The 23,331-nt window shown below is 67.2% G+C and carries 24 protein-coding genes; 19 read left to right on the top strand and 5 right to left on the bottom strand.

Annotated elements, in window-relative coordinates; genetic code table 11:
* The first annotated feature begins 341 nt into the window (after positions 1-341).
* From rnk to CPBF1521_RS04720, 3 genes are all read left to right on the top strand, one after another.
* Positions 342-764: a nucleoside diphosphate kinase regulator gene (gene rnk, locus CPBF1521_RS04730; RefSeq protein WP_016900728.1), complete on the top strand. Its 423-nt coding sequence runs from the start codon at positions 342-344 to the stop codon at positions 762-764.
* Between the two features lie 75 nt (positions 765-839).
* Positions 840-1,808: a transaldolase gene (gene tal / locus CPBF1521_RS04725; RefSeq protein WP_104585047.1), complete on the top strand. Its 969-nt coding sequence runs from the start codon at positions 840-842 to the stop codon at positions 1,806-1,808.
* A gap of 395 nt (positions 1,809-2,203) precedes the next feature.
* On the top strand, positions 2,204-2,773 hold the full coding sequence (locus CPBF1521_RS04720) for a type 1 glutamine amidotransferase family protein (RefSeq protein ID WP_104585045.1): 570 nt from the start codon (positions 2,204-2,206) through the stop codon (positions 2,771-2,773).
* A 353-nt stretch (positions 2,774-3,126) separates the two neighbouring features.
* Here CPBF1521_RS04720 and msrA read toward each other — a convergent pair whose 3' ends face one another.
* Positions 3,127-3,777 carry a peptide-methionine (S)-S-oxide reductase MsrA gene (msrA, locus tag CPBF1521_RS04715; protein ID WP_104585043.1) on the bottom strand — a complete coding sequence of 217 codons (651 nt, stop codon included), beginning with the start codon at positions 3,775-3,777 and terminating at the stop codon, positions 3,127-3,129.
* Positions 3,778-3,859: 82 nt separating this feature from the next.
* Positions 3,860-4,375 carry an SgcJ/EcaC family oxidoreductase gene (locus CPBF1521_RS04710; RefSeq protein WP_104649472.1) on the bottom strand — a complete coding sequence of 172 codons (516 nt, stop codon included), beginning with the start codon at positions 4,373-4,375 and terminating at the stop codon, positions 3,860-3,862.
* A 124-nt stretch (positions 4,376-4,499) separates the two neighbouring features.
* Between CPBF1521_RS04710 and CPBF1521_RS04705 the strand changes: the two genes are divergently transcribed.
* From CPBF1521_RS04705 to CPBF1521_RS04695, 3 genes are read left to right on the top strand one after another with little or no spacing between them, the layout of a single operon-like run.
* A complete protein-coding gene (locus tag CPBF1521_RS04705; protein WP_115676201.1) occupies positions 4,500-5,207 on the top strand; it encodes a helix-turn-helix transcriptional regulator in 708 nt (235 codons plus the stop codon).
* Positions 5,204-7,114, top strand: coding sequence for an ATP-binding protein (locus CPBF1521_RS04700; RefSeq protein WP_115676200.1), 1,911 nt, complete (start codon positions 5,204-5,206; stop codon positions 7,112-7,114). Before CPBF1521_RS04705 ends, CPBF1521_RS04700 begins: the two co-directional genes overlap by 4 nt.
* A complete protein-coding gene (locus CPBF1521_RS04695; protein ID WP_104585035.1) occupies positions 7,111-7,575 on the top strand; it encodes a response regulator in 465 nt (154 codons plus the stop codon). Before CPBF1521_RS04700 ends, CPBF1521_RS04695 begins: the two co-directional genes overlap by 4 nt.
* A gap of 269 nt (positions 7,576-7,844) precedes the next feature.
* Here CPBF1521_RS04695 and CPBF1521_RS04690 read toward each other — a convergent pair whose 3' ends face one another.
* Entirely contained in the window at positions 7,845-8,075 is a 231-nt protein-coding gene (locus CPBF1521_RS04690) for a putative signal transducing protein (RefSeq protein WP_039409981.1), read from the bottom strand.
* A 1-nt stretch (position 8,076) separates the two neighbouring features.
* On the bottom strand, positions 8,077-8,718 hold the full coding sequence (locus CPBF1521_RS04685; RefSeq protein WP_115676525.1) for a glutathione S-transferase family protein: 642 nt from the start codon (positions 8,716-8,718) through the stop codon (positions 8,077-8,079).
* Positions 8,719-9,033: 315 nt separating this feature from the next.
* Here CPBF1521_RS04685 and CPBF1521_RS04680 point away from each other — a divergent pair, with 315 nt between their 5' ends.
* The 6 genes from CPBF1521_RS04680 to rlmM all read left to right on the top strand — a co-directional run bounded on the left by CPBF1521_RS04680 (position 9,034) and on the right by rlmM (position 14,461).
* Complete coding sequence (locus CPBF1521_RS04680) at positions 9,034-10,773, top strand: glutamine--tRNA ligase/YqeY domain fusion protein (RefSeq protein ID WP_115676198.1); 1,740 nt, start codon at positions 9,034-9,036, stop codon at positions 10,771-10,773.
* 218 nt (positions 10,774-10,991) lie between these two features.
* Positions 10,992-11,921 (top strand): DMT family transporter, encoded by a 930-nt coding sequence (locus CPBF1521_RS04675; RefSeq protein WP_104649468.1) that lies wholly within the window; start codon positions 10,992-10,994, stop codon positions 11,919-11,921.
* A 61-nt stretch (positions 11,922-11,982) separates the two neighbouring features.
* Entirely contained in the window at positions 11,983-12,234 is a 252-nt protein-coding gene (locus tag CPBF1521_RS21450) for a hypothetical protein (RefSeq protein WP_166762325.1), read from the top strand.
* A gap of 173 nt (positions 12,235-12,407) precedes the next feature.
* Positions 12,408-12,821: a hypothetical protein gene (locus CPBF1521_RS04665; RefSeq protein WP_115676194.1), complete on the top strand. Its 414-nt coding sequence runs from the start codon at positions 12,408-12,410 to the stop codon at positions 12,819-12,821.
* On the top strand, positions 12,821-13,381 hold the full coding sequence (locus tag CPBF1521_RS04660) for a nucleoside deaminase (protein WP_104585025.1): 561 nt from the start codon (positions 12,821-12,823) through the stop codon (positions 13,379-13,381). The genes CPBF1521_RS04665 and CPBF1521_RS04660 overlap by 1 nt, the downstream gene beginning before the upstream one ends.
* Before the next feature lie 36 nt (positions 13,382-13,417).
* The gene (rlmM, locus tag CPBF1521_RS04655; protein WP_115676192.1) at positions 13,418-14,461 is read left to right on the top strand and encodes a 23S rRNA (cytidine(2498)-2'-O)-methyltransferase RlmM; all 1,044 of its coding nucleotides are present in this window, start codon (positions 13,418-13,420) and stop codon (positions 14,459-14,461) included.
* A 352-nt stretch (positions 14,462-14,813) separates the two neighbouring features.
* Here the strand turns inward: rlmM and CPBF1521_RS04650 are convergent, their stop codons facing one another.
* Positions 14,814-15,923, bottom strand: coding sequence for a Gfo/Idh/MocA family protein (locus tag CPBF1521_RS04650; RefSeq protein WP_115676190.1), 1,110 nt, complete (start codon positions 15,921-15,923; stop codon positions 14,814-14,816).
* A gap of 262 nt (positions 15,924-16,185) precedes the next feature.
* Between CPBF1521_RS04650 and CPBF1521_RS04645 the strand changes: the two genes are divergently transcribed.
* From CPBF1521_RS04645 to CPBF1521_RS04615, 7 genes are all read left to right on the top strand, one after another.
* Positions 16,186-17,088 carry an SMP-30/gluconolactonase/LRE family protein gene (locus tag CPBF1521_RS04645; RefSeq protein WP_115676188.1) on the top strand — a complete coding sequence of 301 codons (903 nt, stop codon included), beginning with the start codon at positions 16,186-16,188 and terminating at the stop codon, positions 17,086-17,088.
* A gap of 81 nt (positions 17,089-17,169) precedes the next feature.
* Positions 17,170-17,892 carry a hypothetical protein gene (locus CPBF1521_RS04640; protein ID WP_104560559.1) on the top strand — a complete coding sequence of 241 codons (723 nt, stop codon included), beginning with the start codon at positions 17,170-17,172 and terminating at the stop codon, positions 17,890-17,892.
* Positions 17,893-18,100: 208 nt separating this feature from the next.
* Entirely contained in the window at positions 18,101-18,496 is a 396-nt protein-coding gene (locus CPBF1521_RS04635; RefSeq protein ID WP_104649463.1) for an EF-hand domain-containing protein, read from the top strand.
* Between the two features lie 133 nt (positions 18,497-18,629).
* Positions 18,630-19,103: a MarR family winged helix-turn-helix transcriptional regulator gene (locus CPBF1521_RS04630; RefSeq protein ID WP_104585082.1), complete on the top strand. Its 474-nt coding sequence runs from the start codon at positions 18,630-18,632 to the stop codon at positions 19,101-19,103.
* A gap of 34 nt (positions 19,104-19,137) precedes the next feature.
* The gene (locus CPBF1521_RS04625; protein WP_016900748.1) at positions 19,138-19,965 is read left to right on the top strand and encodes a p-hydroxycinnamoyl CoA hydratase/lyase; all 828 of its coding nucleotides are present in this window, start codon (positions 19,138-19,140) and stop codon (positions 19,963-19,965) included.
* Positions 19,966-20,048: 83 nt separating this feature from the next.
* Entirely contained in the window at positions 20,049-21,518 is a 1,470-nt protein-coding gene (locus CPBF1521_RS04620; RefSeq protein WP_115676186.1) for an aldehyde dehydrogenase, read from the top strand.
* Positions 21,519-21,725: 207 nt separating this feature from the next.
* Positions 21,726-23,204, top strand: a complete 1,479-nt coding sequence (locus tag CPBF1521_RS04615) for an AMP-binding protein (protein WP_104649461.1) — start codon at positions 21,726-21,728, stop codon at positions 23,202-23,204.
* Positions 23,205-23,331: the final 127 nt, after the last annotated feature.

Below are 23,331 nucleotides of genomic sequence, written 5' to 3'. Positions count from 1 at the left end.
CGTTTTCACTTGCTAGTGGACAGAAGCGACGCGCAAGCGTCGTTTTTTGTTTGGCCGCTGGTGACGGTGCGATGCATCTGGACACGGCCGGCAGCTGCGGCGTCATTGACGCGCGACGGACTCACCCCCGTCGCTGGGCGCTGACGTGCGCGGCGGTGTGCTGACGCATTGCGGCGCTTGCCGGATCCCCGGCCACGGGCCACGACGCGCGGTGCCGCGCCGGCCTCAACCGGTGGCATGCGCTGCCCCATCTCGCCATGCATTGCGATCGGGCAACGGCGCCCTCATCTGGTGAGTGACGCTCACCATGTCGGCGAGCGGTAGTCGTCAAGGAGATTGCCATGACTTCGCAGCACCACAGCGGCTTGCCGCCGTCCATCCTGGTTTCCAGCCATGACCTCGCCCGGCTTGAGGCCCTGCTCGATTCCCCCGCATTCAACAAGCACCCGGCCGCCACCGCGCTGAGTGACGAACTGGGCCGTGCACGCGTCGTGCCGCCCGACCAGATTCCCGGCGATGTCGTCACCATGCACTCCCGCATCGATTGCGAAGATGAGCTGCATGGCGAACGGCATACGCTCACCCTCGTGTATCCGCACGAGGCCGATGTGCAGCACGGCCGCATCTCGGTGCTTGCGCCGGTCGGCAGTGCGCTGCTCGGCCTGTCGGTCGGCCAGAGCATCGACTGGCGCACGCCCGACGGGCGCGACCTGCGTCTGCGCGTGAGCGCCGTGCACGATCAACATGCGCTGGCCGGCGCCTGACTTCCCACGCCAGGCGCGCTACCGTAGCGCGCTGCGTCCTATCCACGACCCGTTCCACGATTCGAGAGAACCCGCATGACTGCATCTCCCTCCAAGCTTGCCCAGCTGCGTGACCTGTCCGTCGTCGTTGCCGACACCGGCGACTACGACGCCATCAAGCGTCTGAAGCCGGTCGACTGCACCACCAATCCCACCCTGGTCAAGAAGGCCCTGGACCTGCCGGTCTATGCCGATCTGATCGAGCGCGAACTGGCCTGGGGCCGCGAACATGGCGGCGAAGACCGCACCGCCACCGTCAACGAAGTGGCCGACCGCCTCACCATCGGTGTCGGCGTCAAGCTGGCCGAGCTGGTGCCGGGCCGTGTCTCCACCGAGGTCGATGCCGACCTGGCGCACGACACCGAGGCGACCATCGCCAAGGCGCGCAAGTTCATCGCGATGTATGCCGAGCGTGGCGTGTCCAAGGACAAGATCCTGATCAAGATCGCGGCCACCTGGGAAGGCATCGAAGCGGCCCGCCAGCTGCAGCGCGAGGGCATCGACTGCAATCTGACCCTGATCTTCAACCGCTCGCAGGCACTGGCCTGTGCCGAGGCCGGCGTGTTCCTGATCTCGCCGTTCGTGGGCCGGATCCTGGACTACTACGTCGCCCAGGGCCAGACCCCGGCCAGCATCGACGAAGACCCGGGCGTGGTGTTCGTGCGCACGGTCTACAACGAGTTCAAGCAGCGTGGCTCGTCCACCGTGGTGATGGGCGCCTCGTTCCGCTCCACCGCGCAGATCGAAGCGCTGGCCGGTTGCGATCGCCTGACCATCTCGCCGGAGCTGCTGGAAAAGCTCGATGCCGAACACGGCCAGCTGCCGCGCAAGCTCTCGCCTGCGCAGGCCGACAACGCGCAGATCACCCCGATCGACAGCGACCGCTTCGCCACCGATCTGGCGGCCGACCCGATGGCCACCGAAAAGCTGGCCAGCGGCATCGACGCCTTCGCCAAGGATCTGCAGGCACTGCGCAAGACCATCACCGACAAGCTCGCCGGCTGATTGCAGCGCCACGGGTCGCACCGACGACGCCTGCAGCCTCCTGGCTGCAGGCGTTTTGATTTGCATCGTCTGGCTGCATGACATGCTGACGCCACCACGCGTGGCGATGCCGGCCGATCGATGGCTTTCTCGAAGGCGAATACACCCGTTCCACCGCGGCCATTTTCGCCCAGCTCGGCGTGCGAGACTGGCGCGGGAACTACAGCCGGCCAAGGGGGCCTTGCCGGGCATCGCTGAGCGTGCGGGCATGTTGACGCCTGCGCGGCCGCCACCGGGCTGCCAAGCGTCTGTTTGGTCTGATCGAAGAGCACATCGACGTCGCTCTCCACACATCGCTTACACCCGCCCGACCCGCACTGCCTAGAATCCGGGTTCCTCAACTGGCGTAGCGGACAATGGCAAACATTGCAGTGGTGATGGTCGACGGCGTGGCCGACTGGGAAATTGGCATTGTCCTGCCGGCGGCGCGCGAATGGTTCGGCGACCAGGTCGCCATCGCCAGCATCGATGGTCAGCCGGTGCAGTCGATCGGCGGGCTGCGCATCACCCCGGACTTCGCCCTCTCCGATCTGGCGCCGCTGGATGCCGATCTGTGGATCCTGCCCGGCAGCGAGCGTTGGCAAGCAGGCGAAATCCCCGGACTGAGCGGCCTGCTGGTCGAGCGCGTGCAGCACCAGCGCCCGGTCGCCGCGATCTGCGGTGCCACCATCGCCCTGGCCTATGCCGGCCTGCTCGACGAACGCGCGCATACCAGCAACGCGCTGGCCTTCCTGCAGGAACACGTGGTGCCGTACGCCGGTGCTGCGCAATACCGGCACGAAAAGGTGGTGACCGCCGACGGCGTGATCACCGCGCCCGGCACCAGCCCGGTCGGCTTCGCGCTTGCCTGCATGCGACTGCTGCATCCGGAACGCACCGACATGCTGGCCCAGCTGCGCGGCATGTTCGCCGGCGAGTTCGTCTGATCCAGCGGATTCAGTCGCACCCGGCGCATTGGCTGCGCTGAGGCGCATTGGCTGCGCTGGACTGGATGCAGCGGGTCGCCGCACCGATCCATTGCACCGATTGGCCGCCGGGATTGACCGCAATGATCCGCCGGGCCGGTTCGCCGCTCGGCCGCCCGCAGCGGCGCCGGCGCGTCTTGCGTACGCCCCACACAAAAAAGATGGCCACGTCGTCTCCGACGTAGCCATTCGAGTTGCCTGGCATGCACTCCCATGCGCTGCCTGATCGTGAGAACGCTGCCGGTCACTGTTGGCCATCGGCACGCCGCCACGATCACGTGGATGACAGCGCTTCAATCCGGCCCGCCTTTCCGTCAGGCATCCAGCCCGATCGGGCAGCTCACTCCCGTTCCGCCAAGCCCGCAATAGCCGTTGGGATGCTTGGCGAGATACTGCTGGTGATCGTCTTCGGCGTAATAGAACGTGGGCGCCGGGAAACGGATCTCCGTGGTGATGGCGCCATACCCGGCGGCGTCCAGCTGCTGCTGGTACGCATCGCGGCTGGCTAGCGCGGCGTCGTATTGTGCCTGTGTCGTGCAATAGATCGCCGAGCGGTACTGCGTACCCACATCGTTGCCCTGCTGCATGCCCTGGGTGGGGTCGTGGCTTTCCCAGAACGTGCGCAGCAGTTGCGCGAACGACACCTTCTCTGCGTCATAGACCACCAACACCGCCTCGGTGTGGCCGGTCTGCCCGGAACACACTTCGCCGTAGGTGGCGTTGGGTGTTTCGCCGCCGGCATAGCCCACTGCCGTGGTGTACACCCCTGGCAGGTTCCAGAACTTGCGTTCTGCACCCCAGAAGCAGCCAAGCCCGAATTGCACCTGGGCCAGGCCGGTGAACTCCCCGCGCAACGGATGGCCGTTGATCAGGTGGGTGTTGTGGAGCGGTAGTGCCTGCTCGCGTCCGGGTAACGCCTCGCCCGGACGTGGCATGCGTTGTTTGAAAGCGCCGATTCCCAGCATGGTGCAACTCCGCAATCGTGAGGATTGCCTGCTGGATGGCGCCGGCCGTAGCGGCTTTCAAGCCACTACGGCCAATGCGGCATCACTTCCTGGTCAACGAGGCGGTGGCGGTGTCCACTTCCGGCATTGCCGAGCTGTGGTGGTTGATGATCAGCCACTTGCCGTCGCGCTTTTCGTACACGAAGGTGTAACGCGCCTGCACCTTGCTCTGCTTGCCGTCCTTGTCGGTCAGCGTGAAGGTATAGACGCCGGCATCCACTGCGCTGTCGTCATCGAGCACGCGCACGGTGCGGTAATTCACCACGCCCTGCGGCTTCTTGGTCAGGAACATCTCGAAGTACTTTTCGATCTGCGCGCGCGAGGCGCGCACCTCGTTGGAGACGGTCGGCAGCAGCACGCCGTCCGGGGCGTACAGATCGGCCACCTTGTCCGGATTGCCGGTGGCCAGCGCCGCGTTCCAGGTGTCGAACAGGGACGCGACTTCGCGTTCTTCGCCGCCTGCCGGCAACGTGGCCTTGTCGGTGTAGTGCATCACGCCGCCAGCCAGCGCCGGGGTGGCAGCCAGAGCCAGAACCAGAGAGAACAGAGTGCGACGCATGGGAAATCTCCGTGTGGTGGATGGGGGTGCCTCATCGGGCAAGCGCAGTATCGAAACCAAGCGGCCCCAACAATTCTGCCGGGTGGCATATACTCAAATATGCTGATCGGCCTAGAGCGAACCTATGGAAACCCCTACCAACGCTGGCGATTGGCGCCTGACGCTGCGACGCGAGGCATCCGACAGCGCACGCTGGCAGGCGCTGTGGGAGGCGGCGGTGGCGCTGCGCCAGGCACAGACGCCGGAGCAGGCCTGCGACGCGGTGCTGGGCCGGGTGCTGCTGTTGCTGGGCCTGGAACATGGCGCGGTGCTGGCACAGCGCGGGCCGCGTGCGCAGGTGCTGGCCAGCCGCGGCCGCGCATTGCCGCCCGGAGCCAGCGCGGCCGGCGACAGCCATGAGGCGGCGTGGCTGATGCCGCCGCGCCCGGCCGAAATCCGCGAGGCCAAGATGCCGATCCATGCGCTGGGCAGCACCCTCGGCATGCTGTGCGTGGCCTGGAACGACAACCGCCCCGCCCCCGGCAACGATGACGTCCAGGCGCTGCAGGCCTTCGCACTGCTGCTGCCGGCGATGGTGGCCGAACCGGCCAAACCGCTCGCCACGCGTCGGCGCAAGCCGGTGCAGGACGACCGCCTCGATACGCTCAGCAAGCGCGAGAAACAGGTGTTGTCACTGCTGCCGCGCGGCCTCACCAACGCCACCCTGGCAGCTGAACTGGGGATTTCTCCCGGCACGGTCAAAGTGCATGTGGAGCGAATCCTGCAGAAACTTGAGGTAAAAGATCGCACCCAGGCCGCGGTGTACGCGGTCCAAGCCGGACTCGCGCTATGAATGCAGTGGCGGTGCGTTGGAACGATTGGCCGATCACCCGCAAGAGCCTGGCGGTGGTGACCCTGCCCTTGCTGCTGCTGGCGGTTGCGTTGATGGCGATCTACAGCGTGGAGCGGCAGAACATCGCTGCCGAAAACGATGTGCGGCAAACGCTGGAAGTGCTGAGCGATCTGTACGAAGCCCACGCGCTATTGGCCGAAACCGCAGCCGGCGTGCGCGGCTATCGGCTGGTGCGCCGCGATGAATTCCTCACCCCGTACCGCGATGCCGAGCCGCGCCTGCAACGGGTGGCCGAGCGGCTGTCGCAACGCATCACCGACCCGGGGCAGGCGCAGCGGTTCGCGCGCATCAAGCCCTTGTTTGCGGAAAAGATGCAGGGCTGGCGCCGTCTGCTGGCGCCGGATCTGAGCCGCGAGGAAGAGATCCGCCAGCTGTGGGACGGCAAGTACAAGCTCGACATCCTGCGTGCCGAACTGCGCGAACTGCGCAATTACGAAACCGCGCAATTGCAGGTACGTACCGCCAAGGCGCAAGGGCTGCGCCAGCGCAACCTGATCATCACCCTGAGTGCGGCAATGCTCGGCGGCCTGGGCGCGGTGTTTGCGGTGGCGTGGTTTGCCTCGGCGCTCTCCGGGCGCCTGCGCACGCTGGCCGCCAATGCCGACCGGCTGGGCGAAGGCCTGCCGCTGGCACCACAGCCGCGTGCCGGCGATGAGCTGGGCCAGGTCGGCCAGCGCCTGGCCCAGGCCAGCGAGCTGCTCGCCGCACGTGCGGCCGAAGCGCAACTGGCGCGGCGCGAGGCGGAAACCGCCAACCGCGCAAAGACCGAATTCCTGTCGCGCAGCAGCCACGAATTGCGCACGCCGCTCAATGCGATCCTGGGCTATGCGCAGGTGCTGGAAATGGATCTGCCCGAACCCGGGCACCGCCGTCATCTGCAGCATATCCTCGGCGCCGGCCGGCACCTGCTGGGGCTGATCACCGAGCTGCTGGACATCGCGCGCATCGAGGCCGATCAACTGGACCTGAGCCCGGAGCCGATCTCGGTGCGTGCGGCCGTCCACGAGGCCCTGGGCCTGATCGCGCCGGACGCGGACAAGCACGGCATCGCGCTGCAACCGGCGGCCATCGACGGGCCGTGGACGGTGCGCGCCGATGCGCAGCGGCTGCGCCAGGTGCTGCTCAACCTGCTGTCGAATGCGGTCAAGTTCAACCGCACCGGCGGCCAGGTGCAGGTGAGCGCGCAACCGGATGGCGAGCAGGTGCGCATCACGGTCGCAGACCAGGGCGCGGGCCTGACGCCGGCGCAGATCGAGCGGCTGTTCACGCCGTTCGAGCGGCTGGGTGCAGAGCGCTCGGCGGTGGAAGGCACCGGGTTGGGCCTGGCACTGAGCAAGCGGCTGATCGAGGCGATGGGTGGGCGCATCGGCGTGGACAGTAGCCGCGATGGCGCACGCTTCTGGATCGCGCTGCCGCAGGGCGAACCGCAGCGCCGCGAGCCGGCGCGCGCCAGCGTGCCGCCGAGTAACACGGGCAGCGGCGTGTGCCGGCTGCTGAGCATCGAGGACAACCCGTCCAACCAGGCCCTGATCCGCACCCTCAGCGAACGTCGCCCGCAATGGCAGCTGCTGGAGGCGGCCAGCCTGGCGCAGGCGCGCGAACTGCTGCAGCACGGTGTCCCGGACCTGATCCTGCTGGACCTGCATCTGAGCGATGGCAGCGGCGAAGACCTGCTGCACGAGCTGCAGGCGCAGCCGGCCACGGCCGGCGTGCCGGTGGTGGTGATCAGTGCCGATGCCACCACCGCCACCCTGGCGCGCGTCGGTAACCAGGGCGTGCGTGCGTATCTGACCAAGCCGCTCGACGTGGCGGAATTCTTCACTGTGATCGACGGACTGCTGGCATGACACGCGACGAAATCCTCGGCTCGCGCATCCTCATCGTCGACGACGAGCCGGCCAATGTGCGGCTGCTCGAAGACCTGCTGCAGCGCGAAGGCTTCCAGCAGGTCATCGCCACCACCGACCCGCTGCGGGTGATGGGGCTGGTGTCGGCATTCGCGCCCGACCTGATCCTGCTGGACCTGAAGATGCCCGAGCTCGACGGCTACGCGCTGCTGGAACAACTGGCGCGGCTGTCCGATCCGGGCCACTTCCTGCCGGTGATCGTGCTCACCGCCGACCCCAGCCGCAGCGCGCGCCACCGCGCCCTCGGCCTGGGTGCCAAGGACTTTCTGACCAAGCCGCTGGACACCTTCGAGGTCGCGCTACGGGTCTGGAACGTGGCCGAAACCACCGTGCTGTTCAAACGCCTGCGGGCGCTGGCGGCGCCGGAGGCCGCGCCGCCCGGGTGGCGTCAGCCAGGATGATGGGTGCATGTCGTAGGAGCGCACCCGGGCGCGACGAGGCTTTCCCGGTAACGCCCGTCGCGCCCCGGTGCGCTCCTACGACTGGTACTTCGCTACAGCGCGGGTGGCCTCGCCGCACTGACCGAGGGCCGCCAACGGGTAGCATCAGCCGGGATGATGCGCGCCATCAATCCCGAGCGCCTACCAGCGTAGGAGCGCACCCGGGCGCGACGAGGCTTTCCCGGTAACGCCCCGTCGCGCCCCGGTGCGCTCCTACGACTGGTGCTGCGCTACAGCGCGCGGGTGACCTCGCCGCACAGGCCGATGTCTGCCAGCACCGCCTGCGCCTGGCTCAGGTGCAGGTCGGCCACGCAGACCTGCAGCACGCCGAAGGCGGGCAGCTCGCCGGCACCGCCCAATAGCGATTCGCCGAACACGAAGGCGGTGATGCCGGCATCTTCCAACGCGTGCTTGGCCAGGTGCGCGTCGATGATGTGGCTGGCGCGGTACGCGATCTGCATGTCAGCCGCGCTCCAGGCGTTCGCGCTCGGCGCCCTGCGTCCACTCGCGCAGTGCCGGCAGCGCATCCAGCGCGGCCAGGTAATCCCCGGCAGTCTCGAACAGTGGTACGCCGTAGCTGGCAAAACGCAACGCGACCGGGGCGAACATGGCATCGACAATGCCGAAGTCGCCACACAGGAACTGCCCGGCATGGCCGTGCTCGGCGCGCAGGCTGGCCCATAGCGCCTGGATGCGGGTGATGTCGCGCTCGGCGGCCGCGTCCCAGTGGGCGGGGCCGGGCTGACGAGCAAGGTTCATTGGCAGCTGGGTGCGCAACGCGACGAAGCCCGAATGCATTTCAGCCGCAGCCGCGCGCGCCTGCGCACGCACGGCCAGGTCCACGGGCCAGCCGCGGCCGGCGAGCCAGCGCTCGTTGACGTACTCGCAGATCGCCAGCGAGTCCCAGACATGCGGGGCGTCGTCCCACAGCACCGGCACCTTGCGCGTCGGCGAATAACCGGCAATGCGCGCCTGGAACTCGGGCGTGTCCAGCGGCAGGCGGACTTCTTCGAACGGTACCTGGAAGTGCCGCAGCAGCAGCCACGGGCGCAGCGACCAGGAAGACAGGGTCTTGTCGCCGATCACCAGGCGGGGCAAAGGCATGCGCTGCTCGCTGCAGAAGGTCGGCGCAGCGTACGCGTCGGGGCCGGCGACCGCCAGCCGTGGCCGATCGGGCGCTCCCGGCCCGCCTTCACCCACCGGCGCGACCGTCTCGCCGACAGCCACATGTTTCAGCCAATAGCGGACTTGAGCAGGCCCATGGCCCCACCGGGTGGCGTTGGTGGCACCGGCCAACGGGCCTGCTGGCGCTTCACGCCACAGCGGAAAGCACCGGCCCACCACGCAACATCCCCCGCCGCCTACCCCTAAACCGGTGCCACCGCCTAAACTTGCGGTTTACCTATTGCTGATGCGCGCATGTCCGAGACCCTAGCCACCGACGCCACCGCCCCGGCGGAGAAGAAAGACTTCATCCGCCAGATCGTCCGCGAGGATCTGGCCAGCGGCAAGCACACGGTCATCCGCACCCGCTTCCCGCCCGAGCCCAACGGCTATCTGCACATCGGCCACGCCAAGGCGATCTGCCTGGATTTCGGCCTGGCGGCCGAATTCGGCGGGCTGTGCAACCTGCGCCTGGACGACACCAACCCGGCCAAGGAAGACCCCGAGTTCGTGGTCGCCATCCAGGACGACGTACGCTGGCTGGGGTTCGAATGGGCGCAGCTGCGCCATGCCTCGGACTACTTCGAGGTGTACTACCTGGCTGCGGAAAAACTGATCCGCGACGGCCATGCCTTCGTCTGCGACCTGTCCGCCGAACAGGTGCGCGAGTACCGCGGCACGCTGACCGAGCCCGGCCGCAATTCGCCGTTTCGCGAGCGCAGCGTCGAGGAAAACCTGGACCTGTTCCGGCGCATGCGGGCCGGCGAATTCCCCGATGGCGCGCGCACCCTGCGCGCCAGGATCGACATGGCCAGCGGCAACATCAACCTGCGCGACCCGGCGCTGTACCGCATCAAGCATGTCGAGCACCAGAACACCGGCAACGCCTGGCCGATCTACCCGATGTACGACTTCGCGCATTCGCTGGGCGATGCGGTGGAAGGCATCACCCATTCGCTGTGCACGCTGGAATTCGAAGACCACCGCCCGCTCTACGACTGGTGCGTGGACAAGGTGGACCTGGCCGGCCATCCCGAGCTGCTGCAGCCGCTGCTGGACAAGGGCCTGCCGCGCGAGGCCGCCAAGCCGCGCCAGATCGAGTTCTCGCGCCTGAACATCAACTACACCGTGATGAGCAAGCGCAAGCTCACCGCGCTGGTGGAAGAACAGCTGGTGGACGGCTGGGACGACCCGCGCATGTACACGTTGCAGGGCCTGCGCCGGCGCGGCTATACGCCGGCGGCGATGCGCCTGTTCGTGGACCGGGTCGGCATCAGCAAGCAGAACTCGCTGATCGATTTCTCGGTGCTGGAAGGCTGCCTGCGCGAGGATCTGGATGCGGCCGCGGCGCGCCGCATGGCGGTGGTCGACCCGCTCAAGCTGGTGCTGACCAACCTGCCCGAGGGCCACGCCGAGACGCTGCAGTTTTCCAACCATCCCAAGGACGAGAGCTTCGGCACGCGTGAGGTGCCGTTCGCACGCGAGCTGTGGATCGAGCGCGAGGATTTTGCCGAGGTTCCGCCCAAGGGCTGGAAGCGTCTGGTGCCCGGTGGCGAGATTCGCCTGCGCGGTGCCGGCATTGCGCGCGTGGACGAAGTGATCAAGAACGCTGCGGGCGAGATCGTCGAGCTGCGCGGCTGGCTGGACCCGGAATCGCGTCCGGGCATGGTCGGTTCCAACCGCAAGGTCAAGGGCACCATCCATTGGGTCAGCGCCGCACATGCGGTGGAAGCGGAAATCCGCCTGTACGACCGCCTGTTCTCGGTGGAAAAGCCCGATGACGAGTCCGAAGGCAAGACCTACCGCGACTATCTCAACCCGGAGTCCAAGCGCAGCGTGCGCGGCTATGTGGAGCCAAGTGCGGCGCAGGCGGTGCCCGAGCAGTCGTTCCAGTTCGAGCGCACCGGCTACTTCGTGGCCGATCGCCGCGACCACAGCGCTGCCACGCCGGTGTTCAACCGCAGCGTGACCCTGCGCGACACCTGGGCCAAGTGAGTCGGAACCGCGCCGGGGGCCAGCCGTCCGGCGCGGATATGGCGTCAGGCAGCCAAGCCGGCGTGGCTGGCGCGATCGGCCGCTGATGGCTGTCACCGCAGATCAGGCAAGCAGCGCGAAGCCACCGCAGCGCGGTGTCTTTTGAAGTAATGAACAAGCGCAATGGAGACTGCGTGCCGCACTTCATTGCATGGCGCATGGCATGAAGGAGCAGCACGATGCGTGAGCGCTTGATGGTCGGTGTTGCCTGCGGCATCGGTGCAGGCGCGTTATGGGGACTGGTGTTTCTGGCGCCGCAGTTGCTTGCGGCATTTACGCCGTTGCAACTGGCCGTTGCCCGTTATCTGTCCTATGGCGCGGTCGCCGCCCTGGTACTGGCACCGCGCGCGCGGCAGACCGCTGCACGGCTGGGGCGGGCCGAATGGTGGGCGCTGGTGCGTCTGAGCCTGCTGGGCAACCTGATCTATTACGTGCTGCTCGGCAGCGCGGTGCAGTGGGCCGGCAGCGCGGCGACCGCGCTGATCATCGGCCTGTTGCCGGTGGTGGTCACCGTGATCGGCACGCGTGCCGCAGGCGCGGTGCAGCTGCGACGCCTGGCTGCGCCATGCGTGTTGTGCGTCATCGGCGTGGCGCTGGTCGCCCTGGACACCTTGCAGCACGATGCCGGTCACCACGCCAGCGATCGCGCCACCCGCATCGCCGGCCTGCTTTGTGCGTTCGGTGCGCTGGCGTCGTGGTCGGCCTATTCCATCGGCAATGCGCGCTGGCTACGACGGCGGCCGGACCTGTCCGGGGGCGATTGGTCGCTGCTGACTGGCGTGGTCACCGGCGCATTGGCACTCCTGCTGGCGCCGGCCGCCCTGCTCGGCAGCGCACCACATGCGCCGATCGACTGGGCGGGTTTCTGGGGCATTTCGCTGTTGCTGGGCATCCTGGCCTCGGTGATCGGCAACGCCTTGTGGAACCGGGCCAGCCGCGTGCTGCCGCTGACCCTGGTGGGCCAGATGATCGTGTTCGAAACGGTGTTTGCGCTGCTGTACGGCTTTGCCTGGGAAATGCGCCTGCCCACGCCGCTGGAGCTGGCCGCCATCGCCTGCCTGCTGGTCGGCGTGCTGTGGTGCGCAGCACTGCATGCGGAAGCGAAATGACGCCGGCGGCTGATGCGCGCAGCGGCCTAGATTGCAGGCTGTGTCCGTCAGGAACGCCGCCATGTGCCTCCCCCAACCATGTTCACGCCCGCCTGCAAACACGCTGCGCAGCGCGGTGTTTTCGCTGTCGATCGGCCTGGCGGCCTGCTCGCCGCAGCCACCCGCCTCGACCGCGGTGACCCCGGCCGAGGTGTTCTGCACGCTGCTTCCGGGCCGGTCTGAGGACGATCTGCCCAGCGATCGCCGCGACGAAAGCATGCAGCAACTGGACCTTGCCACCCGCTGCAGCCGGGCACTGCGCAGACAGCGCTGACTGCACCGACGCTGCAGGCGTGTCCCGGCCACGCGCCAGCCACAGCCGGCGCCATCGGGCGCAACGCGCGCAGGCCCCGGCGCCCCGGAGGTGTGCCGGTGCCCAGGTCCAGCCGCACTCCACGCAGCAGGGGCTTACCATGGCCGCTCACCTGTCCTGATCGGAGCGGCCGCATGTCCCGTCTTTTATCCCGGTGTCTGAGCTCGATGCTGTTGCTGGCCTGTCTGATGTCGGTCGGCTGCGCCGCACCGCCGGCCGATACGGCCACGCCGCCTCCAGCGACCGGCTCGGCAACCGGTCCGGCAAGCGGCAAGCCGATCACCGTCACCACCACCTGTCGCACCGACGCCGACTGCACGGTGAAGAACGTCGGCAACTGCTGCGGCGCATTTCCGGCCTGCGTCAACGTCAACAGTGCCACCGACCCCAAGGGCGTGCAGGCGCAATGCCAGGCCAGCGGCATGATGAGCGTGTGCGGCTTCCGCGAGATCAGCGCCTGCCAGTGCGTGGCCGGGCAATGTGCCGCAAAGGACGCCCAGGCCGATACACTGCGCCCCGCTCCCCCCTCTACAGAAATGGTCCACTGATGCTTTACGCGCAAGTCCACCTCACGCTGCCCGACTGGATCCACGCGCATGTCGACGACAGCCGCGCCTATCCCAGCGACGAGGACAAGGTGGCGCTGGCAATCGACCTGTCGCGGATGAACGTGCACGAGCGCAGCGGCGGCCCGTTCGGGGCGGTCGTGTTCGGCCCGGACCACCGCATCATCGCCGCGGCGGTGAACCGCGTGGTGCCGCAGACCACCTCGCTGGCGCACGCCGAAAACATGGCCTACATGCTTGCCCAGCAACGCCTGCAGACGCCGCGCCTGAACGATGTGCTGTCGCCGGTGACGCTGGCCACCTCGGCGCAGCCGTGCTGCCAGTGCTACGGCGCCACGGTGTGGGCCGGCATCGACCGCCTGCTGATCGGCGCACGCGCCGAAGACGTGATGGCGCTGACCGAATTCGACGAAGGCCCCTTGCCGGCCGATTGGGTGGGCGAGCTCACCCGTCGCGGCATCGAGGTGGTGCGCGACGTGCATCGCGACCAGGCCTGCGCGGTGCTGCGCACCTATGGCGAGGGCGGCGGTGACCATTATTGACCTGCCCCGCAGCGATCGCGCACGCCAGGCCCTGCGATGAGCGGCCTGCTGTGCTACTGCCGCCAGGGCTTCGAGCCGGAGCTGGCCGCCGAGTTGAGCGCGCGCGCCGCCTTCGTCGGCATCGCCGGCTATGCGCGGACCCAGCGCAACGACGGCTATGTGCTGTTCGTCTGCGATGAGGCCGCGCAACTGGCCACCAGGCTGCACTGGCGCGAGCTGATCTTCGCGCGGCAGAAGCTGGTGGTGGTCGCCGAACTCAAGGGCATCGACCCCAAGGACCGCATCACGCCGATCCTGGCCGCCCTGGAAGGCCAGCCGCGTTTCGGCGACCTGTGGGTGGAACACCCGGATTCGGACGCGGGCAAGCCGCTGGCCGGGCTGGCACGCAGTTTCGGCAATGCCTTGCGTCCGGCCTTGCGCAAGGCCGGCTTGCTGACCGACAAACCGCAGCCGCGCCTGGCGCGGCTGCATGTCTGCTTTCTCGATGGCGACCATGCCTTGCTGGCGGTGGCCGACAGTACCGACAGCGCGCCGTGGCCGTTGGGCATTCCGCGCCTGAAGCTGTTGCCGGAGGCGCCATCGCGCTCGGCGCTCAAGCTCGACGAAGCCCTGCTCACCCTGCTTACACCGGAAGAACGCGAGACGCTGGTCAAGCCCGGCATGCGCGCCGCCGATCTGGGCGCGGCCCCCGGCGGCTGGACCTGGGTGCTCACCCGCCAGCACCTGCATGTCACCAGCGTCGACAACGGCCCGCTCCGCGAGCATGTGCTGGAAATCGGCCTGGTCGAACATCTGCGTGCCGACGGCTTTCACTGGAAGCCTGCGCAGGCGCTGGACTGGATGGTCTGCGACATGGTCGAGCAACCGCGCCGCGTGGCCGAACGCATGGCCACCTGGATCCGCGAAGGCTGGTGCCGCAACACCATCTTCAACCTCAAGCTGCCGATGAAAAAGCGCTGGGACGAAACCCGGCTATGCCTGGACCTGTTCGAACAGCAGGCCGAAAAATCGCTGATCGTGCGTGCCAAGCAGCTGTATCACGATCGTGAGGAGATCACGGTGCTGGCGATGCGGGGCTGAGGGCCGGGAATCGGGAATCGGGATTGGGGAATCGTAGGAGCCGGGATTCGGGATTCGGGAATCGTAAAAGCGGTGATTGGCGGCGGAATTGCTGTGGGTACTGGCCAGTGGCAGCGTGCCGATGTGCATGACACCACTCCTGGGGCCCATGCAGAGCACCTGAGTAGGCGTGCGGCTCGCAGCAGGCGCTGGTCCCGCACGATGGCATGGCATGTGCTCCAGCGTCGGATTGAAAAGGCCTCCTCGTACGCGAAGGCCTTTTTAGCCCTGGATGGCGGCAAGCTGGCTTGAGCCAGTCTGCTGTCTCAGATCAGGCCCTGCCCGCTCCGTCGCTCGACGGAGCGGGCCGCGATTACAGCACGATCCGCTTGCTGCCCTCGCGGGCCGAGCGGTAGATCGCATCGACGATGCGGATGTCGCGCAGGCCTTCTTCGCCGGGTGCGCGCAGCGGCGTGCCGTTGATGATCGCCAGCGCGTCCTCGTCCATCTGCAGTGCCTGCTGGTGCGGCACCTTGGCGTCGAACACGCGCCCGTCGCTGGCCTTGCCGGTCACGCCCTGGTAGCTCTGGAACGGCGACAACTCATACCAGCCGCGCTCGCACTCGGCGCGCAGCACATTCATGTTCTTGCCGAAGCTGGTTTTGCACTCGGCACGCACCGCATTCGGAAATTCCAGCGTGAAGTCCATATGCTCGTCGACTTCATCGAACAGCTCCGGGCGATCGGTCCAGCGCTTGGCGGTCACGGCCAACGGTTCGCTGCCCGCCGTGTAGCGCGCGGCATTGAGCGGATACACGCCCATGTCGTACATCGCCCCGCCGCCGAACTGGGAACGCAAGCGCCACGGACGATCGGCCTTGGTCGCATCGTGGTAGCCGTTGTACCCGGCCTCGGCACGCACGCGTTGCATCGCGCCGAACGGCTTCTCGCTGGCCATCGCGATCAGGCGGCGCGTATTGGGTTCGTGCTGCATGCGGTAACCGATCGCCAGCGCCACCTTGTTGCGCCTGCATGCCGCGATCATGGCCTCGCATTCGCCGGCATGCATGGCCATCGGCTTTTCGCACCAGACATGCTTGCCGGCCGCCGCCGCGCGCAGGGTCAGCGGCGCATGCAGGTGGGTGGGCGTGACGATGTACACCACGTCGATGTCGTCGTTGTCGGCGATCCGGTCGAAGTTTTCGTAGCTGTAGACGTTGCGATCGGCGATGCCGTACTTGGCCTGCCACTGCGGAATCTTCGAGGGCGTGCCGGTGACGATGCCCGCCAGCTTGCAATGCTTGGTCAACGCCAGGCCCGGCGCGAGTTGCTCGCTGGCATAACTGCCCAGGCCGGCCAGCGCCACATTCAGCGGTTTGCCCGGCTTTTTCTTCGGCAATGCCCAGCCGGGCGCAGCCAGCAGGATGCCTGCACCGCCGAACGCGGCAAGCAGACGGCGACGTGTGATCGATTCCACGGACATGCAAACCTCCTTCGCAAGATTGAGAGCGGCTGACACCATCGCGTGCGGTCATCAGTCGATGACGACGCACGCGCACCGGAGTGTCAGTGGATACATGCCGCACCACGTCCCAATCGCACTGCCCGCAGATGGGCGCAGTGGTGCTGTTGGTCGCTGGTCGGCCAATACTGCCCGGGCACCTTACTTGATCGTGCGTGATCACCGCCATGGCCGCTGCGCGCGTTCTGGCACACTGGCAACGATCCCATCTGGAGCATGCCGCATGACCGCTGTCGCCCGCCGTCGTTTCCTGCCCCTGGCGTTGCTGTTGTCCAGCTCGCTGGCAATCGCTGACGATGCGCCCTTCGTTGCGCGCGACCTGATCGGCGATGGCGCCTTCACCCACAATGCCGAAGGCCCTGCGGCAGGGCCGGATGGCGCGCTGTATGCAGTGAATCTGGGCAAGGACGGCACCATCGCGCGCATTGCACTGCACGTCGATGGCAGCGCGAAGGCAGAGGTCTTCGTGACCTTGCCCGACGGCAGCACCGGCAATGGCATCCGCTTCCGCGACGGGACGATGTACGTGGCCGATTTCACCGGCCACAAGATCCTGCAGGTGAACCTGCGCACGCGTGCGGTCAGCACCTTCGCCTCGCTGCCCGACGCCGATGGTCCCAATGACCTGGCGCTTGCGCCCGATGGCAGCTTCTATGCAAGCGACCCGAACTGGAAGGACAACAGCGGCCGCCTGTGGCACATCAGCCGCGAGGGCGTGGTCCAGTTGATGGAGTCGGGCATGACCACGCCCAACGGGCTGGACGTCAGCCCCGACGGCAAGCATCTCTACGTCAACGAAAGCATGTCGCGCAAGGTCTGGGTGTACGACCGCGTCGATGGCGGCCTGCGCAACAAACGCCTGCTGATCAGCTTCCCGGACTTCGGCATGGATGGCATGCGTTGCGATGCCGACGGCAATCTCTACATCGCCCGCTACGATGCCGGGCAGATCGCGGTGGTCTCGCCGCAGGGCACGTTGCTGCGCACGGTCGCGTTGAAGGGCCGCAAGGCCAGCAACGTGGCGTTCGGCGGCAGCGATGGCAAACAAGTGTTCGTCACCCTGCAGGATCGTGGCGCAGTTGAAACGTTCAGGTCCGATCGCCCGGGGCGCGAAACCGGACACTGAAACTGCTGCGCGCGTCGCAACGGTTCTCAGGTCGCGCAACAGCGCGCTGGCATCCTGCAGGTCACCCGTGGAGGACTCCCCATGCAACCGATCGAACTCAAGGACGCGGCCGCCTTCGGCAACGAATTCCTGCGCCTGACCCTGCTGCAGGGATTCCAGTCGCTGACCAAGCGCGACCTGGAATTGCTGATCTTCGTGCTGCTCGAACGCGATGGCGCCATCTCGCGCAACAGCTCCAACGCGATGGTCGCGCTGCAGCTGCGGGTGACCTCGGCCAAGGTCAAGGCATTGCGTCGCGACGGCTATGCGCGTTGGCGCTCGCTGGTGCCCGAGGAAGGCGACGCGGCGATGCAGCGCATCGTCGCCAACGTGCTCACCGAAGACAACCTGCGCTCCGGTGCCAAGCACGTCAGCGAACGTAGCCGCAAGGAAGGGTTTCTGGCGGTGCGCATCGAACACCCCGATGACGCGCAGCAATTTGAGCAGGCCATCCTGGATGTCGGTGCCTTGCCGGTGTACGAGCGCAATCGCGAAGTGGTCGCGGTGCGCTTCGACACGCTGCTGAAAGTCGCCGAGCGCTGGGGCTATCTGCAGCCGGATCCGCAGGCCACCGTGCGCGAACTGCAAAAGCTCACGCCCACGGCAGAGGAAGTGGCGGATCTGCTGAAGAAGGACATCGCGCAACTGCGTTGGGAAGATGTCCGGCGCGCGCTCAACAGCCTCGGCGCCAAGGCGGTGGCCAGCACTGCCGAGGGTGGCCTGAAGGGCTTGTTGAAGATCGTGTTTCCGTTCATCCCGGGCTGAGCGGCGGAGCCGGGTGCACTGTCCGAAGCTGCGGTGCGGCAGTGAGTTCCGGCTCCGGTCCCGGTTGGCCGATGCCGCATTTCGTGCCGCACCGACGGTCGCCTGGCACACGCAGACGCTGTCGCCGTACGCCGGGCGCAGCGTGCACGCACCTCAACACGCCCGCCAGCCTCTATGCTTGCGGGCTGTTCCACATCAGGGGGATCTGATGACCACCGTTCGTATTGCCTCGTTTTCCGTACTGCTGCTGTTCGGCGGCCACGCGCTCGCGCAACAGACGCCGACGCCGGCCAGCAGCGTGCCGCTGATCGAGGTTCCCAATGTGATTCGCACCCAGCCGCTGTCCAGCGGCGAGGTCACCCATCAGGCCCAGCTGGAGCGTCCACGCGGCGAGGCCAGCGTGATCGTGCGCTCGATCCAGCCCAATAGCGTGGTCGGCAGCTACCGCATCGACTTCCAGGCGCTGGATACCGATGGCGACGGCCGCATCAGTCGCGCCGAGGCCCAGGCCAACCCGGCACTGGCAGAGGAATTCGACGCGCTCGACACGCGTCACAGCGGCCACCTGAGCCGCGAGCAGCTGGCCGGCTGGCTGATTCAGTAAGGTATTGGTCAGCAGTGTGCGCGGCTGCGCTACGCAGGCGCGCACGCTGCTTCGTTTGTGACCGCGACAACCTCTTGCAGTGCCCGCTTCGGTCGGCTAGATTGTATTTAACGGATACAATTTGGACGGATCGATGACTGCTCGCCTGGCCCTTGCCGCAGACCTTGGCTATCAATTGCAACTGGCGACCCTGGCCTCCAGCCACGCCGCGCGCCAGGAACTGGCCGAACTGCATCTGACCCCGGCGCGCGTCACCGCCTTGATCCATATCCGCGACCAGCCCGGCTGCGACCAGACCGAACTGGGCAACCGCCTGCTGGTCAATCGCGCCGCCGGCATGAAGATCGCCAACGCGCTGGCCGAGCAGGGCCTGATCGAACGCCTGGCCGGCCGCGACCGACGCAGCAAGGGCCTGTATCTCACCTCGCTTGGCGAGCGCACGCTCGCCACTGCCCAGGGCTGCCTGGCACGGGCGGTTGCGCGTACCTGCACCGGCCTGCAAGCCAGCGAGCAGCAGACCCTGCTGCGCCTGCTCTGCAAGTTGAACGCCAGCGCCACGCTGGAACGGGCAAACGTGGCGGACACCGCGCTCGCCGAAGACCTGTGATTCCCACCTTGTACCGACTCGAAGGAGACGCCGCTTGAACGAGCATGACGTGGTATCGGTCCGCATCGAAAACCGCATTGCCTGGGTGAAGTTCGCACGCCCCGACAAACGCAACGCGATGAGCCCGGCGCTCAACCGCCGCATGATGGACGTGCTGGACGAGCTGGAATTCGACGACAACGTCGGCGTGCTGGTGCTCGGCGGCGAAGGCACGGCCTGGTCGGCCGGCATGGATCTGAAGGAATACTTCCGCGAGACCGAGGCACAGGGCCTGCGTGGCGTGCGTCGCTCGCAGCGCGAGTCCTACGGATGGTTCCGCCGCCTGCGCTGGTATCAGAAACCCACCATCGCAATGGTCAATGGCTGGTGTTTCGGCGGCGGCTTCGGGCCCTTGTTCGCCTGCGACCTGGCGATCGCCGCCGACGAGGCGCAGTTCGGCCTGTCGGAAATCAACTGGGGCATCCTGCCCGGCGGCGGCGTCACCAAGGTCGCGGTGGAGCTGCTGTCCATGCGCGATGCGATGTGGATGACGCTGACCGGCGAAATGGTCGACGGCAAGAAGGCCGCCGAATGGCGCCTGGTCAACGAAAGCGTGCCGCTGGAACGGCTGGAAGCACGGACCCGCGAAGTGGCCCAGTTGCTGCTCAAGAAGAACCCTGTCGCCCTGAAGTATGCAAAGGATGCCGTGCGTCGCGTCGGCACCATGACCTACGACGAAGCCGAAGATTATCTGGTGCGCATGCAGGAAGCGGCCAATTCGTTCGACAACAACGCCCGCAAGGAAGGCATCCGTCAGTTCATCGACGAGAAGAGCTACAAGCCCGGCCTGGGCGAATACGACCTGACCAAAAACAGCGCCTGAGCAGTTCCCAGGGCGCCTGAAGCGATGCGTGCACCCCACGCATCGCTGGCGCTGCCAGTGGTTTTCTGCACCGAGGAGGGAGTATGGAAGCCTTGTCCGCAACCCTGCGCGGGATCGCTGCGCGTGGGCCATTGAGCCTGTTCATCGACGGCCAGTGGCGCGCAAGCAGCGGCGATCGCGACGTCGATGTGATTGCACCGCACACCGAGCAACGCCTGCTGCGCTACACCGAGCCCGCGCCTGCCGACACCGAGGCGGCCATCGCCGCCGCGCGCGCCGCGTTCGACACCGGCCCCTGGCCGCAGCTATCGCCGCAAGAGCGTGGCGTCGTGCTCAAGCGCGTGGCCGCGCAGTTGCGTGCGCGCCTACCGGAACTGGCCGAAGCCTGGACCGGACAGGTCGGCGCCACCATCGGCTTCAGTCGCCGCGCCTCGCAGCAGGCGCCCGGCCTGTTCGACTATTACGGCGACCTGATCGCGACCCATCCGTTCGTGGAGCCCCGTGCACGCGCCAACGGCGGCCGCGTGCACATCGTGCAGGAGCCGGTGGGCGTGGTCGCCACGATCACCCCCTGGAACGCCCCGCTGGTGCTGCTCTGCTACAAGGTCGCTGCCGCCCTGGCGGCCGGTTGCACGGTGGTGGCCAAGCCCTCGCCAGAAACGCCGATCGATGCCTACATCCTGGCCGAGTGCATCAGCGCGGCCGGCGTGCCCGATGGTGTGTTCAATCTGCTGCCGGGCGGTCGCGAGGTCGGCGAACACCTGATCCGCCATCCGCAGGTGGACAAGGTGAGTTTTACCGGGTCCACCCAGGCCGGGCGGCTGATCGGGATGGCCTGCGCCGAGCGTCTGGCGCGGGTCGGGCTGGAGCTGGGCGGCAAGTCCGCCGCGATCGTGCTGGACGATGCAGACATCGCCAAGGTGCTGCCCAGCCTGGTGCCCTACTCGATGCCGATCACCGGCCAGGTGTGCTTCGCCCTCACCCGCGTGCTGGTGCCGGCGCAGCGACGCGACGACATCCTGCAGGCGTATTGCGCGGCCATCGGCGCGCTCAAGCTCGGCGATCCGTTCGCTGCCGAGACCGGCATGGGTCCGTTGGCGCTTGGCCGCCAGCTCGAACGCGTGCAGTCCTACATCGCACACGGCCGCGCCGAGGGTGCGCGCCTGGTCATGGGTGGCGGCCGCCCCACGCATCTGCCGCGCGGCTTCTTCCTCGAACCGACGGTGTTTGCCGGGGTGACCCCGGACATGACCATCGCCCGCGAGGAGATCTTCGGCCCGGTGGTGAGCTTTATCGATTATCACGACGAGGCCGACCTGATCGCCAAGGTCAATGCCAGCGACTTCGGCCTGCACGGCACGGTCTACAGCGAGGATCCCGATCGCGCCTACCGCATCGCCCGCAGCGTGCGCAGCGGCAGTCATGCGATCAATGGCATGTGGGTGGACTTCGACATGCCGTTCGGCGGGGTCAAGCACTCCGGGATCGGCCGCGAAGGCGGCATCGAAGGACTGCATGCCTTCCTCGAGACCAAGACCATCTATCTCAGCTAGGCCCTCCAGCCCACCGACCGCGCACGTACCAGAGCAAGCAACGTCGTATCGCGATGCGGCAGCCACCGCCTCGTCCATCGCCTCCTGCGGCGCACCCGCACTCTCTGGTGAACGTTCGCCAGGTGGATCGGGTGCACGTATCAACCTTCAGCCGTAGCCGTCGCACTCACGCCAGTCACTCCCCATCTGCATTCGGAAGACAGCGCCATGACCATGCCGACCGACTCGATCTCCTTCCACGCCCGCCTCACCCCGCACCGGCTTGCCGCCCGCGACCTGCTGCTGGACCAGCAATGGACGTACGCAGAGCTGGACGCCTTGATCGGCCGTCTGGCCGCGTTGCTGCAGAGGCGCGGCTGCATCGATGGCGAACGGCTCGCCGTGCTGGCACGCAACTCGGTCTGGCAGGTGGCGCTGCATTTTGCCTGCGCACGCGTCGGCGCGATTTACGTACCGCTCAACTGGCGGCTGAGTGCAACCGAACTGGATGCATTGCTGCAACGCGCAGAGCCGCGCCTGCTGCTGGGTGACGACGTTGCTGCGGGGCGCGCCGATGTCGAAGCGCTGGCCGATTTCGTCGATACGGCGAAGACGCTGGAACCGGCAGACACGGCGGCGATTCCCCCTGACCGCGTCAGCCTGATCCTGTTCACCTCAGGCACCTCCGGCCAGCCCAAAGGCGTGATGCTGAGCGAGCAGAACCTGCAGCAGGTGGCACACAACTTCGGCGTCACCACGCGCGTGGAGGCCGGCAGCAGTTTCCTGTGCGAAGCGCCGATGTTCCACATCATCGGCCTGGCCACCAACGTGCGCCCGGTGCTGGCGGTGGGCGGCTCGATCCAGGTCTCCAACGGCTTCGAACCCAGGCGCACGCTGGGCTGGCTGAGCGACCAGTCGCTGGGCATCACCCATTACGTCGGCGTGCCGCAGATGATGCAGGCCTTCCGCAGCCAGCCCGGTTTCGATGCAGCCGCGCTGCGGCATCTCACTGCGCTGGTCAGCGGCGGCGCGCCGCATGCCAGCGATGACCTGCTCGGCTGGCTGGACGATGGCATCCCGATGGTCAGCGGCTTCGGCATGAGCGAGGCCGGCACGGTGTTCGGCATGTCGGTGGACTGCGCGGTGATCCGCGACAAGCTGGGCGCGGTCGGCATTTCGGCGCCGTCGGTGCAGACGCGCGTGGTCGATGGCGATGGCAACGACTGCCCGGTCGGCGTGCCCGGCGAGCTGTTGTTGCGCGGCCCCAACCTCAGCCCCGGCTACTGGCGCGATCCGCAGGCAAGCGCCGACGCGCGCGACGCCCACGGCTGGTTCCACACCGGCGACATCGTGCGACGCGATGCCGATGGATTTTTCTGGATCGTCGATCGCAAGAAGGACATGTTCATCTCCGGCGGCGAGAACGTGTATCCGGCCGAGATCGAGGCGGTGCTTGCCGACCATCCGCAGGTCCGCGAATGTGCGGTGGTGGGGATCGCCGACCCGCAATGGGGGGAAGTGGGCTACCTGGCGATCGTGCCGGCCGACGACGCGCCGGATCTGGAGCAGATCCGCGCCTATCTGATCGAACGACTGGCCAAGTACAAGGTGCCCAAGCATCTGCGCGTGGTCGAGGCGCTGCCGCGCACCGCGACCGGCAAGCTGCAGAAAGCGCGCCTGAAAGATGCCCTGGCCAGCGAGGCGTGATGCATGCCGGGCGATCGCGCCGCGCGCAGCTGGCAACGCCCCGCGTTTTCGCACTGCCCAGGTGCGGCAGCGACCAACGCCCCGACAGCACGACGGGCAGCCTGCGCTGCCCGTCGTGTGCATCCGG

This window comes from Xanthomonas euroxanthea (assembly GCF_900476395.1).
GTDB lineage: Bacteria > Pseudomonadota > Gammaproteobacteria > Xanthomonadales > Xanthomonadaceae > Xanthomonas > Xanthomonas euroxanthea.
This window is presented reverse-complemented; position numbering and strand designations above follow the sequence as displayed.

Coding starts and splice junctions, on each gene's coding strand:
- rlmM (WP_115676192.1), top strand. CDS start 13,418: ATGAGCGGCCTGCTGTGCTACTGCCGCCAGGGCTTCGAGCCGGAGCTG.
- CPBF1521_RS21450 (WP_166762325.1), top strand. CDS start 11,983: ATGTGCCTCCCCCAACCATGTTCACGCCCGCCTGCAAACACGCTGCGC.
- CPBF1521_RS04705 (WP_115676201.1), top strand. CDS start 4,500: ATGGAAACCCCTACCAACGCTGGCGATTGGCGCCTGACGCTGCGACGC.
- tal (WP_104585047.1), top strand. CDS start 840: ATGACTGCATCTCCCTCCAAGCTTGCCCAGCTGCGTGACCTGTCCGTC.
- CPBF1521_RS04720 (WP_104585045.1), top strand. CDS start 2,204: ATGGCAAACATTGCAGTGGTGATGGTCGACGGCGTGGCCGACTGGGAA.
- CPBF1521_RS04635 (WP_104649463.1), top strand. CDS start 18,101: ATGACCACCGTTCGTATTGCCTCGTTTTCCGTACTGCTGCTGTTCGGC.
- CPBF1521_RS04645 (WP_115676188.1), top strand. CDS start 16,186: ATGACCGCTGTCGCCCGCCGTCGTTTCCTGCCCCTGGCGTTGCTGTTG.
- rnk (WP_016900728.1), top strand. CDS start 342: ATGACTTCGCAGCACCACAGCGGCTTGCCGCCGTCCATCCTGGTTTCC.
- CPBF1521_RS04675 (WP_104649468.1), top strand. CDS start 10,992: ATGCGTGAGCGCTTGATGGTCGGTGTTGCCTGCGGCATCGGTGCAGGC.
- msrA (WP_104585043.1), bottom strand. CDS start 3,777: ATGCTGGGAATCGGCGCTTTCAAACAACGCATGCCACGTCCGGGCGAG.
- CPBF1521_RS04665 (WP_115676194.1), top strand. CDS start 12,408: ATGTCCCGTCTTTTATCCCGGTGTCTGAGCTCGATGCTGTTGCTGGCC.
- CPBF1521_RS04640 (WP_104560559.1), top strand. CDS start 17,170: ATGCAACCGATCGAACTCAAGGACGCGGCCGCCTTCGGCAACGAATTC.
- CPBF1521_RS04700 (WP_115676200.1), top strand. CDS start 5,204: ATGAATGCAGTGGCGGTGCGTTGGAACGATTGGCCGATCACCCGCAAG.
- CPBF1521_RS04620 (WP_115676186.1), top strand. CDS start 20,049: ATGGAAGCCTTGTCCGCAACCCTGCGCGGGATCGCTGCGCGTGGGCCA.
- CPBF1521_RS04710 (WP_104649472.1), bottom strand. CDS start 4,375: ATGCGTCGCACTCTGTTCTCTCTGGTTCTGGCTCTGGCTGCCACCCCG.
- CPBF1521_RS04690 (WP_039409981.1), bottom strand. CDS start 8,075: ATGCAGATCGCGTACCGCGCCAGCCACATCATCGACGCGCACCTGGCC.
- CPBF1521_RS04680 (WP_115676198.1), top strand. CDS start 9,034: ATGTCCGAGACCCTAGCCACCGACGCCACCGCCCCGGCGGAGAAGAAA.
- CPBF1521_RS04615 (WP_104649461.1), top strand. CDS start 21,726: ATGACCATGCCGACCGACTCGATCTCCTTCCACGCCCGCCTCACCCCG.
- CPBF1521_RS04650 (WP_115676190.1), bottom strand. CDS start 15,923: ATGTCCGTGGAATCGATCACACGTCGCCGTCTGCTTGCCGCGTTCGGC.
- CPBF1521_RS04695 (WP_104585035.1), top strand. CDS start 7,111: ATGACACGCGACGAAATCCTCGGCTCGCGCATCCTCATCGTCGACGAC.
- CPBF1521_RS04660 (WP_104585025.1), top strand. CDS start 12,821: ATGCTTTACGCGCAAGTCCACCTCACGCTGCCCGACTGGATCCACGCG.
- CPBF1521_RS04685 (WP_115676525.1), bottom strand. CDS start 8,718: ATGCCTTTGCCCCGCCTGGTGATCGGCGACAAGACCCTGTCTTCCTGG.
- CPBF1521_RS04630 (WP_104585082.1), top strand. CDS start 18,630: ATGACTGCTCGCCTGGCCCTTGCCGCAGACCTTGGCTATCAATTGCAA.